This is a genomic window from Mesorhizobium sp. M0189 (assembly GCF_040322135.1).
GTDB lineage: Bacteria > Pseudomonadota > Alphaproteobacteria > Rhizobiales > Rhizobiaceae > Mesorhizobium.
In genome coordinates this window covers 1-15009 of sequence record NZ_JAMYSW010000044.1, presented here as the reverse complement: position 1 = coordinate 15009, position 15009 = coordinate 1, and the positions used below count along the sequence as shown (strand labels likewise).

General features: G+C 62.1%; 10 protein-coding genes. 8 read left to right on the top strand and 2 right to left on the bottom strand.

The window, feature by feature from the left end; all coding sequences use genetic code 11:
* Positions 1-359 precede the first annotated feature (359 nt).
* The 4 genes from rpoB to NKJ09_RS31935 all read left to right on the top strand — a co-directional run bounded on the left by rpoB (position 360) and on the right by NKJ09_RS31935 (position 9984).
* A complete protein-coding gene (rpoB, locus tag NKJ09_RS31950) occupies positions 360-4496 on the top strand; it encodes a DNA-directed RNA polymerase subunit beta (RefSeq protein ID WP_352496503.1) in 4137 nt (1378 codons plus the stop codon).
* Positions 4497-4627: 131 nt separating this feature from the next.
* Positions 4628-8824: a DNA-directed RNA polymerase subunit beta' gene (rpoC, locus tag NKJ09_RS31945; RefSeq protein ID WP_023721671.1), complete on the top strand. Its 4197-nt coding sequence runs from the start codon at positions 4628-4630 to the stop codon at positions 8822-8824.
* An 84-nt stretch (positions 8825-8908) separates the two neighbouring features.
* A complete protein-coding gene (locus NKJ09_RS31940) occupies positions 8909-9574 on the top strand; it encodes an O-methyltransferase (protein ID WP_023721672.1) in 666 nt (221 codons plus the stop codon).
* Positions 9575-9612: 38 nt separating this feature from the next.
* On the top strand, positions 9613-9984 hold the full coding sequence (locus NKJ09_RS31935; RefSeq protein WP_023721673.1) for a hypothetical protein: 372 nt from the start codon (positions 9613-9615) through the stop codon (positions 9982-9984).
* A 36-nt stretch (positions 9985-10020) separates the two neighbouring features.
* On the opposite strand, the gene NKJ09_RS31930 is transcribed toward NKJ09_RS31935, so the two are convergent.
* Positions 10021-10956 (bottom strand): Gfo/Idh/MocA family protein, encoded by a 936-nt coding sequence (locus tag NKJ09_RS31930; protein WP_023721674.1) that lies wholly within the window; start codon positions 10954-10956, stop codon positions 10021-10023.
* A gap of 90 nt (positions 10957-11046) precedes the next feature.
* On the bottom strand, positions 11047-11328 hold the full coding sequence (locus tag NKJ09_RS31925; RefSeq protein WP_023721675.1) for a transcriptional regulator: 282 nt from the start codon (positions 11326-11328) through the stop codon (positions 11047-11049).
* Positions 11329-11790: 462 nt separating this feature from the next.
* Between NKJ09_RS31925 and rpsL the strand changes: the two genes are divergently transcribed.
* From rpsL to NKJ09_RS31905, 4 genes are all read left to right on the top strand, one after another.
* Positions 11791-12162 carry a 30S ribosomal protein S12 gene (rpsL, locus tag NKJ09_RS31920; protein WP_006333356.1) on the top strand — a complete coding sequence of 124 codons (372 nt, stop codon included), beginning with the start codon at positions 11791-11793 and terminating at the stop codon, positions 12160-12162.
* An 85-nt stretch (positions 12163-12247) separates the two neighbouring features.
* Positions 12248-12718 (top strand): 30S ribosomal protein S7, encoded by a 471-nt coding sequence (gene rpsG / locus NKJ09_RS31915; protein ID WP_008875664.1) that lies wholly within the window; start codon positions 12248-12250, stop codon positions 12716-12718.
* Positions 12719-12748: 30 nt separating this feature from the next.
* A complete protein-coding gene (gene fusA / locus NKJ09_RS31910) occupies positions 12749-14839 on the top strand; it encodes an elongation factor G (RefSeq protein ID WP_023680448.1) in 2091 nt (696 codons plus the stop codon).
* Positions 14840-14906: 67 nt separating this feature from the next.
* Positions 14907-15009: GTP-binding protein (locus NKJ09_RS31905; protein WP_245464554.1), on the top strand; the 103-nt coding region annotated here is incomplete at its 3' end.

Sequence of the window (15009 nt, the reverse complement as noted above, 5' to 3'; positions counted from 1 at the left end):
ACGCCGTCCCACCCCCCGCCGCCCAAAAGTACCCCCCCCCCGTGCCCCCCGCCGGCCCCATGTCCCAACTTATTAACGGGTTCCGCCCCGCGGCCGGGGGGCGCCCCGCCCGCCACTCCCTTCACGTCGAGGGGAGGCTCATGGCGCGAAGAGTGCGAAAACCTCTTTCCTGAGGGCCGCAAACCGGCCTTCAGGAAACGGGTTTTCTCCCGTTTCTGGCCCACCGCCAATTGGTGGTGGGTGAAAAGACAAGAAGCCGCCGACAGGCGGCGGGCAACAAGACAGGGCCGCCGAGGTGGCCCGAGATGCAAGGCGAGCCGCGGCGAGGCTCGTCCCGAGAATTGAGCTAAGGAGCGACGATGGCCCAGACCCAGACTTTCAATGGCCGCAGACGCGTACGCAAATTTTTCGGAAAGATCCCGGAAGTTGCGGAGATGCCGAACCTGATCGAGGTTCAGAAGGCATCCTATGACCAGTTCCTGATGGTGGAGGAGCCCAAGGGTGGGCGTCCTGACGAGGGGCTGCAGGCAGTTTTCAAGTCGGTCTTCCCGATTTCCGATTTTTCCGGCTCCTCGATGCTGGAATTCGTGAAATACGAGTTCGAAGGACCGAAATTCGACGTTGACGAATGCCGTCAGCGCGACCTGACCTATGCGGCGCCGCTCAAGGTGACGCTGCGCCTCATCGTGTTCGATATCGACGAGGATACCGGCGCGAAGTCGATCAAGGACATCAAGGAGCAGGACGTCTACATGGGCGACATGCCGCTCATGACCTTGAACGGCACCTTCATCGTCAACGGCACCGAGCGCGTCATCGTCTCGCAGATGCACCGTTCGCCGGGCGTCTTTTTCGACCATGACAAGGGCAAGTCGCACTCGTCCGGCAAGCTTCTGTTTGCCGCGCGGGTCATTCCCTACCGCGGCTCGTGGCTCGACATCGAGTTCGATAGCAAGGACGTCGTGCACGCCCGTATCGACCGCCGCCGCAAGATTCCGGTGACGTCGCTGCTGATGGCGCTCGGCATGGACGGCGAAGAGATCCTGTCGACCTTCTACAACAAAATCACCTACAAGCGCGCCGGCGACCATTGGCGCATTCCCTTCAACGTCGAGCGTTTCCGCGGCCTCAAGGCCGTTGGTGACCTGGTTGACGCCGACACCGGCGAGGTCGTCGTCGAGGCCGGCAAGAAGATCACTGCCCGCCAGGCCAGGGCGCTTGGCGAAAAAGGTCTCAAGGCGATCAAGGCGACCGACGAGGATCTGCTCGGCAACTACCTTGCCGAGGACATCGTCAACTATGGCACCGGCGAGATTTTCCTCGAAGCCGGCGACGAGATCGATGAAAAGACGCTGAAAGTGCTTCTCGGCACCGGCGATGACGAGATCAAGGTTCTCGACATCGATCACGTCAATGTCGGCGCTTATATCCGCAACACGCTCAACGTCGACAAAAACGAGAGCCGCCAGGACGCGCTGTTCGACATCTACCGCGTCATGCGCCCCGGTGAGCCGCCGACGCTCGAGACCGCCGAAGCCATGTTCAACTCGCTGTTCTTCGACAGCGAGCGCTATGATCTTTCGGCCGTCGGCCGCGTCAAGATGAACATGCGCCTCGAGCTCAAGGCCGAGGATACCGTGCGCGTGCTGCGCAAGGACGACATCCTGGCCGTGGTCAAGACGCTGGTCGAACTGCGCGACGGCAAGGGCGAGATCGACGACATCGACAATCTCGGCAACCGCCGCGTGCGCTCGGTCGGCGAGCTGATGGAGAACCAGTACCGCGTCGGCCTGCTGCGCATGGAGCGCGCGATCAAGGAACGTATGTCCTCGATCGAGATCGACACGGTGATGCCGCAGGACCTGATCAACGCCAAGCCGGCGGCTGCCGCCGTGCGCGAGTTCTTCGGTTCCTCGCAGCTGTCGCAGTTCATGGATCAGACCAACCCGCTGTCGGAGATCACCCACAAGCGCCGCCTGTCGGCGCTTGGACCGGGCGGCCTGACCCGCGAGCGTGCCGGGTTCGAGGTGCGCGACGTGCACCCGACGCATTACGGCCGCATCTGCCCGATCGAGACGCCGGAAGGCCCGAATATCGGCCTGATCAACTCGCTTGCGACCTTCGCGCGTGTCAACAAATACGGCTTCATCGAGAGCCCGTACCGCAAGATCGTCAACGGCAAGCTGACCAATGAGGTCGTCTACCTGTCGGCTATGGAAGAGGCCAAGCACCACGTCGCGCAGGCCAATGCCGAGCTCGACAAGAATGGTCATTTCGTCGACGAATTCGTCATTTGCCGTAACGCCGGCGAAGTGATGATGGCGCCGCGCGAAAACGTCGATCTGATGGACGTGTCGCCGAAGCAGATGGTGTCGGTGGCCGCGGCCCTGATTCCGTTCCTTGAGAACGACGACGCCAACCGCGCGCTGATGGGCTCGAACATGCAGCGTCAGGCCGTGCCGCTGGTGCGCGCCGAAGCGCCGTTCGTCGGCACCGGCATGGAGCCGATCGTCGCCCGTGACTCGGGCGCCGCCATCGGCGCCCGCCGCGGCGGCATCGTCGACCAGGTGGACGCGACGCGTATCGTCATCCGCGCCACGGAAGATCTCGATCCCGGCAAGTCCGGCGTCGATATCTACCGGCTGATGAAGTTCCAGCGTTCGAACCAGAACACCTGCATCAACCAGCGTCCGCTGGTGCGCATGGGCGACCGGGTCAACAAGGGCGACATCATCGCCGACGGCCCGTCGACCGAGCTCGGTGATCTGGCCCTCGGCCGCAACGTGCTGGTCGCGTTCATGCCGTGGAATGGCTACAACTACGAGGATTCCATCCTCTTGTCCGAGCGCATCGTCGCCGACGACGTCTTCACCTCGATCCACATCGAGGAGTTCGAAGTCATGGCCCGCGACACCAAGCTCGGGCCGGAGGAGATCACGCGCGATATCCCGAACGTCTCGGAAGAAGCGCTGAAGAACCTCGATGAGGCCGGCATCGTCTACATTGGTGCGGAAGTGCAGCCGGGCGACATCCTGGTCGGCAAGATCACGCCGAAGGGCGAAAGCCCGATGACGCCGGAAGAAAAGCTGCTGCGCGCCATCTTCGGTGAAAAGGCCTCGGACGTGCGCGATACCTCCATGCGCATGCCTCCGGGAACCTTCGGCACCGTCGTCGAAGTGCGCGTCTTCAACCGCCACGGTGTCGAGAAGGACGAGCGCGCCATGGCGATCGAGCGCGAGGAGATCGAACGCCTCGCCAAGGACCGCGACGACGAGCAGGCGATCCTCGACCGTAACGTCTATTCGCGCCTTTCCGACGTTCTCGTCGGCAAGGAGGCGATTGCCGGGCCGAAGGGCTTCAAGAAGGGCTCGAAGCTGTCGAAGGACACGCTCGACGAGTATCCGCGTTCGCAGTGGTGGCAGTTTGCCGTGGAGAACGAAAAGCTCCAGAGCGAACTGGAAGCCCTGCGTGGCCAGTACGACGATTCCAAGAAGGCGCTCGAGCAGCGCTTCATGGACAAGGTCGAGAAGGTGCAGCGCGGCGACGAGATGCCTCCGGGCGTCATGAAGATGGTCAAGGTCTTCGTGGCCGTGAAGCGCAAGATGCAGCCCGGCGACAAGATGGCCGGCCGGCACGGCAACAAGGGTGTCGTGTCGCGGATCGTTCCGGTCGAGGACATGCCTTTCCTCGAGGACGGCACGCATGCCGACATCGTGCTCAACCCGCTGGGTGTGCCGAGCCGCATGAATGTCGGCCAGATCCTGGAAACGCATCTGGGCTGGGCTTGCGCCGGAATGGGCAAGAAGATCGGCGATCTGATCGATGCGTACAAGACGGCGGGCGACATCAAGCCGCTGCGCAAGACGCTTGAGAGCTTCATGCCGGCCAATGACCGCAACGAGCCGGTCCGCGAATATGACGACGAGAGCATCGTTCGCCTCAGCGAGCAGATGCGCCGCGGCGTCTCCATCGCGACACCGGTGTTCGACGGCGCGCACGAGGCCGACATCAACATCATGCTGGAGCAGGCGGGCCTGCACACCAGCGGTCAGTCGCAGCTCTATGACGGACGCACCGGCGAACCGTTCGATCGCAAAGTGACGATGGGCTACATATATATGCTCAAGCTTCACCACCTTGTGGACGACAAGATCCACGCGCGTTCGATCGGGCCGTACTCGCTCGTTACCCAGCAGCCGCTGGGCGGCAAGGCGCAGTTCGGTGGCCAGCGCTTTGGCGAGATGGAGGTCTGGGCGCTTGAAGCGTACGGCGCCGCCTACACGCTGCAGGAGATGCTGACGGTGAAGTCGGATGACGTCGCCGGCCGCACCAAGGTCTACGAGGCGATCGTCAGAGGCGACGACACATTCGAGGCCGGCATCCCCGAGAGCTTCAACGTTCTCGTTAAGGAAATGCGGTCTCTCGGCCTCAATGTCGAGTTGGAGAACACCAAGCTCGACGACAACCCGATCCGGCTGCCCGACGCGGCCGAGTAAGCAAGACGTCCGGCCGCGGCCTTCCCGCGACCGGACGCACCAAATTCTCGGCCGATGGCCGATCAAGTCGGCGGGCGTTTGGCCCGCGCTAGATGCAAGGGGTTTTCGAGGACCCCGAAAAGGAGAACGGCATGAACCAAGAGGTCATGAATCTCTTCAACCCCCAGGCGCCTGCGCAGGTGTTCGATTCCATCCGGATCTCGCTTGCCAGCCCTGAGAAGATTCTGTCCTGGTCATTCGGCGAGATCAAGAAGCCGGAGACCATCAACTACCGCACCTTCAAGCCGGAGCGTGACGGCCTGTTCTGCGCGCGCATTTTTGGTCCGATCAAGGACTATGAGTGCCTGTGCGGCAAGTACAAGCGCATGAAGTACAAGGGCGTCATCTGCGAGAAGTGCGGCGTCGAAGTCACGCTGTCGCGCGTCCGCCGCGAGCGCATGGGCCATATCGAGCTGGCGGCACCGGTCGCCCACATCTGGTTCCTGAAGTCGCTGCCGTCGCGCATCGGCACGCTGCTCGACATGACCCTGAAGGACATCGAGCGGGTCCTTTACTTCGAGAACTACATCGTCACCGAACCCGGCCTCACCGCGCTGAAGGAGCACCAGCTGCTCAGCGAGGAAGAGTACATGATGGCCGTCGACGAATATGGCGAGGATAGTTTCACCGCCATGATCGGCGCCGAGGCGATCCACGACCTGCTGGCCGGCATGGACCTCGAGAAGATCGCCGGCGATCTGCGTTCGGAACTGGCTTCGACCACCTCCGAGCTCAAGCAGAAGAAGTATCTGAAGCGTCTCAAGGTCGTCGAGAACTTCATGGAATCCGGCAACCGTCCGGAATGGATGATCATGAAGGTGGTTCCGGTGATCCCGCCGGATCTGCGTCCGCTTGTCCCGCTGGACGGCGGCCGTTTCGCTACGTCGGATCTGAACGACCTCTACCGCCGCGTCATCAACCGCAACAACCGCTTGAAGCGGCTGATCGAGCTGCGCGCGCCCGGCATCATCGTGCGCAATGAAAAGCGCATGCTGCAGGAAGCCGTCGATGCGCTGTTCGACAATGGCCGCCGCGGCCGCGTCATCACCGGCGCCAACAAGCGTCCGCTGAAGTCGCTGTCCGACATGTTGAAGGGCAAGCAGGGCCGGTTCCGCCAGAACCTGCTCGGCAAGCGCGTCGACTATTCCGGCCGCTCGGTCATCGTCACCGGTCCCGAGCTCAAGCTGCACCAGTGCGGCCTGCCGAAGAAGATGGCGCTCGAGCTGTTCAAGCCCTTCATCTACGCCCGTCTCGACGCCAAGGGTTACTCCTCGACCGTCAAGCAGGCGAAGAAGCTGGTCGAAAAGGAGCGTCCGGAGGTCTGGGATATCCTCGACGAGGTCATCCGCGAGCATCCGGTGCTGTTGAACCGCGCGCCGACGCTGCACCGCCTCGGCATCCAGGCGTTCGAGCCGATCCTGATCGAAGGCAAGGCGATCCAGCTTCACCCGCTGGTCTGCACGGCCTTCAACGCCGACTTCGACGGCGACCAGATGGCGGTCCACGTGCCGCTGTCACTGGAAGCGCAGCTCGAGGCTCGCGTGCTGATGATGTCGACCAACAACATCCTGCACCCGGCTTCCGGCGCGCCGATCATCGTGCCGTCGCAGGACATGGTTCTCGGTCTCTACTATCTGTCGATCGTCAACCAGAACGAGCCGGGCGAGGGCATGGTGTTTGCCGATATGGGCGAGCTCCAGCATGCGCTCGAGACCAAGGCGGTAACGCTGCATTCCAAGATCAAGGGGCGCTTCCGCACGGTCGACGCCGACGGTAAGGTCGTATCGAAGATCCACGACACCACGCCTGGCCGCATGATCATCGGCGAGCTGCTGCCGAAGAACGTCAATGTGCCCTACGAGACCGCCAACCAGGAGATGACCAAGAAGAACATCTCCAAGATGATCGACACCGTCTACCGCCATTGCGGTCAGAAGGAGACGGTCATTTTCTGCGATCGCATCATGGCTCTCGGCTTCAGCCACGCCTGCCGTGCCGGCATTTCGTTCGGCAAGGACGACATGCTGATCCCGGATGCCAAGATCAAGCTGGTGTCCGACACCGAGGCTTTGGCCAAGGAATACGAGCAGCAGTACAATGACGGCCTGATCACCCAGGGCGAGAAGTACAACAAGGTCGTCGACGCCTGGGCCAAGTGCTCGGAAAAGGTCGCCGACGAAATGATGGCCCGCATCAAGGCGGTCGAGTTCGAGGACAACGGCCGTCAGAAGCCGATGAACTCGATCTACATGATGTCGCACTCCGGTGCGCGCGGCTCGCCCACCCAGATGCGCCAGCTCGCCGGCATGCGCGGCCTGATGGCCAAGCCTAGCGGTGAAATCATCGAGACGCCGATCATCTCGAACTTCAAGGAAGGCCTGACCGTGCTCGAGTACTTCAACTCGACCCACGGCGCCCGCAAGGGTCTGGCCGACACCGCCTTGAAGACGGCGAACTCGGGTTACCTGACGCGTCGTCTTGTCGACGTGGCGCAGGACTGCATCGTCAACTCGCTCGACTGCGGCACCGACAAGGGCCTCACCATGCAGCCGATCGTCGATGCCGGTCAGGTCGTCGCCTCGGTTGGTCAGCGCGTTCTCGGCCGCACCTCGCTCGACGATATCACTCACCCGGTCACCGGCGAGGTTCTGGTCAAGGCCGGAACGCTGATGGACGAGCGTGACGTGGAACTGATCGAAAAGGCCGGTGTGCAGTCTGTCCGCATCCGTTCGGCGCTGACCTGCGAGGTCAGGGTCGGCGTCTGCGCGGTCTGCTACGGACGCGATCTGGCCCGCGGCACGCCTGTCAACCAGGGCGAGGCTGTCGGCGTCATCGCGGCGCAGTCGATTGGCGAGCCGGGCACCCAGCTCACCATGCGTACCTTCCACATGGGCGGCACGGCGCAGGTGGTGGATTCCTCGTTCCTTGAAGCCTCGTACGAGGGCAAGGTCGAGATCCGCAACCGCAACGTGGTGCGCAACTCCGACGGCCAGCTGATGGTCATGGGTCGCAACATGGCGGTGCTGATCCTCGACGAGGCCGGCAAGGAACGCGCCACGCACCGCGTCACCTACGGTTCGCGCATCTTCGTCGACGATGGCGACAAGGTGAAGCGCGGCCAGCGTATTGCCGAGTGGGATCCCTATACCCGCCCGGTCCTCACCGAAATCGAGGGCAGGGTGGCGTTCGAAGATCTGGTCGATGGCATTTCCGTTCAGGAAACCGCCGACGAATCGACCGGCATCACCAAGCGCGAGGTCATCGACTGGCGTTCGACGCCACGCGGCAACGACCTCAAGCCGGCGATCGTCGTCCAGGATGCCAAGGGCAAGGTCGGCAAGCTGTCGAAGGGTGGCGACGCCCGCTTCCTGCTCTCGGTCGAGGCCATTCTTTCGGTCGAACCCGGCGCACAGGTTCGCCCCGGCGACGTGCTGGCGCGTATTCCGATGGAAAGCGCCAAGACCAAGGACATCACCGGCGGTCTGCCGCGTGTGGCCGAACTGTTCGAGGCACGCCGTCCGAAGGATCACGCCATCATCGCCGAGATCGATGGCACGATCCGCTTCGGTCGCGACTACAAGAACAAGCGCCGCATCATCATCGAGCCGCATGACTCGACGCTTGAGCCGGTCGAATACCTGATCCCGAAGGGCAAGCCGTTCCATCTCCAGGACGGCGACGTCATCGAGAAGGGCGACTATATCCTCGACGGCAATCCGGCGCCGCACGACATCCTGGCGATCAAGGGCGTGGAGGCGCTTGCCTCCTACCTCGTCAACGAGATCCAGGAGGTCTACCGCCTGCAGGGCGTGTCGATCAACGACAAGCACATCGAGGTGATCGTTCGCCAGATGCTGCAGAAGGTCGAGATCACCACGCAGGGCGATTCGACCTACATTCCGGGCGACCACGTCGACGTGATCGAACTGGAAGAGGTCAACGAGCGCCTGGTCGAGGAGGGCAAGAAGCCGGCCGAAGGCCAGCCGGTGCTGCTTGGCATCACCAAGGCCTCGCTGCAGACGCCGTCCTTCATCTCCGCCGCCTCCTTCCAGGAGACGACGAGGGTGCTGACCGAAGCTGCGGTTGCCGGCAAGACCGACATGCTGCAGGGGCTGAAGGAAAACGTCATCGTCGGCCGGCTCATCCCGGCCGGCACCGGCGGCACGATGAGCCAGATCCGGCGCATCGCCACCTCGCGCGACGAGTTGATCATCGACGAGCGCCGCAAGGCGTCCGGCGTCGAGGTCGCCGAGCCGATGCTGACCGACATGGTTACCGCCGCGCAGTAAGCGCGCAAGTAAGAGAAGATAGAAAAGGGGCCCAAGTGGCCCCTTTTCGCATTGTGGTTCCCCAATCGGATCGGAGGACAACGGATGAGCAGGAGGATCTGGGCTTCTGTCGACGGCTACATTGTCGAGGCTCTTTTCGAGGCGGATCCCGCCCTCGATGCCGTTCTGGCGGCCAACCATGACCACGGCCTACCGCCGATCGATGTTTCCCCGGCACAAGGCAAGCTGCTGTCACTTCTTGCGCGAATGCAGGGAGCGAAGAAGGTACTCGAAATCGGCACGTTGGGCGGCTACTCGACAATCTGGATGGCGCGAGCGTTGCCCGTGGACGGCAAGGTCGTGACGCTCGAGCTTGATCCGCACCACGCCAGTGTCGCGCGGTCGAACTTTGAACGGGCAGGGGTATCTGACCGCGTGGAACTGCGGGTCGGACCGGCGCTTCAATCGCTTGCCGCGTTAGGCGCCGAGAATGCCGGGCCGTTCGACTTCATCTTCATCGACGCCGACAAGCCGAACAACCAGCACTATCTGTCCTGGGCGATGCGTCTTTCGAGGCCGGGGACTGTCATCGTCTGCGACAATGTCATCCGTGACGGCGCGGTGGTGAACGAAGATGGCCGCGACGCCAATGTCGAAGGGGCACGCGCGGCGTTCTCGTTCATTGGCAGCGACAAGCGTCTGCAAGGTACCGCGATCCAGACTGTTGGCGCCAAGGGCTATGACGGCTTTGCAATAGCGATCGTCAGTTGAAGCTGCCACCGGCGGCTGGCTTTTTAAGGAATCGGCAATTGAACGAGGCGACCATCTGGGAATTGATCAACACTGGCCGAGATCGTATGAGCTTTGGGCAGCGAAGGCTTTGGGACCTGATCAAGATCGATCCGGAAGAATGGCTGCATCACTCTCCTGCTGGGAGTGATCATCGCATCTGGGTCGTAGCGTTGATCGGCCGGAGCGTGATTTCTTACAATGACATTGAAGGTGGTTTCGGCCGCTCAAATTTCATTCGATATGGAGAAATCACCGAGCTTGGCTGGGGGCAGGCCGATCTCGAGGTGGCGGTTCAACATGTCATGAGCGAACTTGAACAAGGACACCGGACGGCTCCCGTTGCTTCTGCGCCTCGTCCGGGAGAATTCCTGGACCGCAAGCCAAGATGATCCGGAACATTCAAGGTCGCTCTACCGGGGTCAGTGTCAGTCAAAAAAAGCTTCGACCACATTGCGCTTGCCGAGCATGAAGGCGTCGGCGACGTGCTGGAGCGGCGCGAGGTCGACGTCGGAAACGCCGGCGCGCACGATCTCGGCGAAGCGCTTGTAGAGCATCGGATATTCGGCTTCCGGCTCCTCGTGAACGACGCGGCCATCGATGGCGAGCTTTGAGCCGCCGCCAGAAAGCACCATCGATCCGGCCTCGGTATCGGCCAGGATGTCCCAGCTTTGCGGCCCGGTCTGGCGCCAGTCGAGTTCCATCGTCACCGGCAGACCGTTCGAAGTACGGAAGACGATATGGGCGGCGATCGGGGCCGCGCGGTTTTCGGGGAAATCGAGCTCTGCCGAACTGATGAGCATCGGTGGCAGGATGTGGGTGGCGATCGACAGCGCGTTGATGCCGGGATCGAAGACGCCAAAGCCGCCGGGAGCCCAGATCCATTCCTGATTCGGATGCCAGCGGCGCACGTCTTCCTTCCAGTTGATGGCGGCCGACCTGATCGTAGTCGAGCTGAGGAATGTACGCGCTGCTTCGACGGCCGGCGCATAGCGCGAGTGCCAGCTGGCGAACAGGCAGACGCCGTTCGCCACCGCCAGCGCTTTCAAATCCTCGACCTCGCTGACCGTGGCGCCGGGCGGTTTTTCCAGGAAGACATGCTTTTTCGCCGCCAGCGCCGTGCGCGCCGCGTCGTAGCGGAACTGCGGCGGCATGCAGAGCGATACGGCCTCAAGCTCCGGCACAGTGTCGAGCATCGCCTCGATATCGGGAAAATTCGCAATGCCGTCCACCTTGCCGTGCCGGCTGGCGGCGGCGACGAGGCGGTAGTCGCGGTCCTTCGCCAGGGCCGGAAGGTGCTGATCGCGAACGATCTTTCCCACGCCGACAATGCCGAGCTTGATGGGATCGCTATTCAGGGACATGGGGACTCCGCAGGTTGATATTGCGCTTGGTTCTTAGCAGAGAACCGATGCCGGGCAAGCAGGGCGAGACCGCGACAATCACATGGCTGGTCAGATCGGCACATCGAACGTTACGATCGACACTTCGCCTTCGAGCGCGCCCTGATAGGCGGACAGATGCGGCTCGTCGTCGGGCACGCCGTCCATATCGCCGATCTGGTCGAGCTCGGCCTCGGCATAACCTTCCGCGGCAAGCGATTCGAGAGCACGGCGCACCGCAGAATCGTCGTCCGGCGCGACCAGCATCAGATGCACGCCTTCCGGCTTACCGCCTTTGCGCTTCCACACCCGGCCGGTAATAATGGTGACTGGGCGCTCCTCATTGTCATTCACGGGTTCGTACCTCCGGGCGAGGGGGTTTGGGCTGTTCATGCCGCCTTTTCGCACGAAGCACGGCCCGGAAACAGCCGCAAGCCGGTCACTTTCTGCCTTCCTCTTGAAAAACGGCGCAAGAAAATTACATGCATTTTTCGCATGGCTGCCACGCCTCGGTTTCAGCGCAATATTTGCCGCTCCGGGGTTGACGGACAGTGGCCATACGAGTAGAAGCCGCCCAGTCAGAACCGATGTGAGGCTCTTGCTTCCGAAGCGACACGCTTTGGAGTTTGCCTCAAACAGGGTTCGTTTTACGAGCGAAAAGACATTTCCGGCGTGCATGAAGCGGCTTCCGCTTCCTCTGCCATTTGTTCGGGCAAGACCGCGAGGCGCGGTTTGTGGCCCGAATTTGCGTATGGAAATGACGCTTTGAGCGGCCCTGACCGGGCGAGACACGGAATTGAGAGACAAGAGGGTTTAATGCCTACCGTCAACCAGCTGATCCGCAAGCCGCGCATTGCGCCGGTGAAGCGCAACAAGGTCCCGGCCATGCAGCAGAACCCGCAGAAGCGGGGCGTCTGCACGCGCGTCTACACCACGACGCCGAAGAAGCCGAACTCGGCGCTGCGCAAGGTGGCCAAGATCCGCCTGACCAATGGTTTTGAAGTGATCGGTTACATCCCCGGCGAAGGCCACAACCTTCAGGAGCACTCGGTGGTGATGATCCGCGGCGGTCGCGTCAAGGATCTTCCGGGCGTCCGTTACCACATCATCCGCGGCGTGCTCGACACGCAAGGCGTGAAGAACCGCAAGCAACGCCGTTCGAAATACGGCGCCAAGCGTCCGAAGTGACCGAAGCGTAGCCAAGGTCGTTCCGGGCGGCGTCAAGCGACGATCCGGGATCCAGGCCACCGCGTAGAATTGAGGCAGAGAAAAAATGTCCCGTCGTCACAGTGCAGAAAAGCGTGAGATCAATCCGGACCCGAAGTTCGGCGATCTGATCGTCACCAAGTTCATGAACGCCGTCATGTATGACGGCAAGAAGTCGGTTGCCGAGACCATCGTCTACGGCGCGCTCGACCAGGTCCAGTCCAAGACCAAGCAGGAACCGGTCACCGTCTTCCATCAGGCGCTCGACAATGTCGCGCCGCATGTGGAAGTGCGTTCGCGCCGCGTCGGCGGCGCCACCTACCAGGTTCCGGTCGACGTGCGCCCCGAGCGCCGTCAGGCATTGGCCATCCGTTGGCTGATCGCCGCCGCCCGCAACCGCAACGAGACCACTATGGTCGACCGCCTCTCCGGCGAGCTGATGGACGCGGCCAACAACCGCGGCACCGCCGTCAAGAAGCGTGAAGATACCCACAAGATGGCAGAAGCCAACCGCGCTTTCGCGCACTACCGCTGGTAAAGCGCGAACGAGACTGAAGAGGCACCTCCCATGGCCCGCGAATATAAAATCGAAGACTACCGCAATTTCGGTATCATGGCGCATATCGACGCCGGCAAGACGACGACCACCGAGCGCGTCCTCTATTACACGGGCAAGTCGCACAAGATCGGCGAAGTCCATGACGGCGCTGCGACCATGGATTGGATGGAGCAGGAGCAGGAGCGCGGCATCACCATCACGTCGGCCGCCACCACGACCTTCTGGAAGGGTCGCGACGGCAAGATGCATCGCTTCAACATCATCGACACCCCCGGCCACGTCGACTTCACCATCGAGGTCGAACGTTCGCTGCGCGTGCTCGACGGCGCCATCGCGCTGCTCGATGCCAATGCCGGTGTCGAGCCGCAGACGGAGACCGTCTGGCGCCAGGCTGACAAGTACCGCGTGCCGCGCATGATCTTCTGCAACAAGATGGACAAGATCGGCGCCGACTTCTACCGCTCGGTCGAGATGATCGGTTCGCGCCTCGGTGCGCATGCCGTCGTCATGCAGCTGCCGATCGGCGCCGAGACCGAGTTCAAGGGTGTCGTCGACCTCGTTGAGATGAACGCGCTGGTCTGGCGCGACGAGACGCTGGGCGCTGCCTGGGACATCGTCGAGATCCCTGCCGACCTCAAGGCTCGTGCCGAAGAGTACCGCGAGAAGATGATCGAGGCCGCCGTCGAAATGGACGAAACGGCGCTCGAGAATTACCTCGAAGGCAAGATGCCGAGCAATGACGAGATCCGTGCGCTCATCCGCAAGGGCACGATCGCGGTGAAGTTCTATCCGATGTTCTGTGGCTCGGCCTTCAAGAACAAGGGCGTGCAGCCGCTGCTCGACGCCGTCGTCGAATATCTGCCGTCGCCGGCCGATGTCCCGGCCATCAAGGGCGTCGACGCCAAGACCGACGCCGAGATCGAGCGTCATGCCGACGACAACGAGCCGCTGTCGATGCTCGCCTTCAAGATCATGAACGACCCGTTCGTCGGTTCGCTCACCTTTGCCCGCATCTATTCGGGCAAGCTCACCAAGGGCATCTCGGTCGACAACACCGTGAAGGGCAAGAAAGAGCGCATCGGCCGCATGCTGCAGATGCATGCGAATTCGCGCGCCGACGTCGAAGAGGCTTTTGCCGGCGACATCGTCGCCCTCGCTGGTCTCAAGGACACGACCACCGGCGACACGCTCAGTGATCCGCTGCATCCGGTCATCCTCGAGCGCATGGAATTCCCCGATCCGGTCATCCAGATCGCCATCGAGCCGAAGACCAAGAACGACCAAGAAAAGATGGGCCTCGCCCTTCACCGCCTGGCCGCCGAGGATCCGTCCTTCCGCGTCAAGACCGACGAGGAAAGCGGCCAGACGATCATCTCCGGCATGGGCGAGCTTCACCTCGACATCATCGTCGACCGCATGCGTCGCGAGTTCAAGGTCGAGGCCAATGTCGGCGCGCCGCAGGTGGCCTATCGCGAGACGATCACTCGCAAGCACGAGCAGGACTACACGCACAAGAAGCAGACCGGCGGTACCGGCCAGTTCGCCCGCGTCAAGATCCTGTTCGAGCCGAATCCGGAAAGCAGCGAATTCGAGTTCGAAACCAAGATCGTCGGCGGCGCTGTGCCGAAGGAATACATCCCCGGTGTCGAAAAGGGCATCAACAGCGTCATGACCTCGGGCCCGTTCGCCGGCTTCCCGATGATCGGCGTCAAGGCGACGCTGATCGATGGTGCCTACCACGACGTGGACTCTTCGGTTCTGGCCTTCGAAATCGCCGGCCGCGCCTGCTTCCGTGAAGCAGCGCCGAAGTTGGGCGTGCAGTTGCTCGAGCCGATCATGAAGGTCGAAGTGGTGACGCCGGAAGATTACGTCGGCAGCGTCATTGGCGACCTGAACGGCCGTCGCGGCCAGATCCAGGGCCAGGAAGCCCGTGGCGTCGCGGTGGTCATCAACGCGATGGTGCCGCTCGCCAACATGTTCAAATACGTGGACAACCTTCGCTCGATGAGCCAGGGCCGCGCGGCCTACACGATGCAGTTCGACCATTACGAACCGGTCCCGACCGCGGTCGCCCAGGAAGTCCAGAAGAAATACGCGTAACTCGAAACGAGTTGCACCAGTAACTTAATTCAAGGCCCGCACGGGCTGGCAGGAATGGAGAGATCACATGGCAAAAGGTAAATTCGAGCGCACTAAGCCTCATGTGAACATTGGCACGATTGGTCACGTCGACCACGGCAAGACGTCGCTGACGGCGGCGATCACCAAGT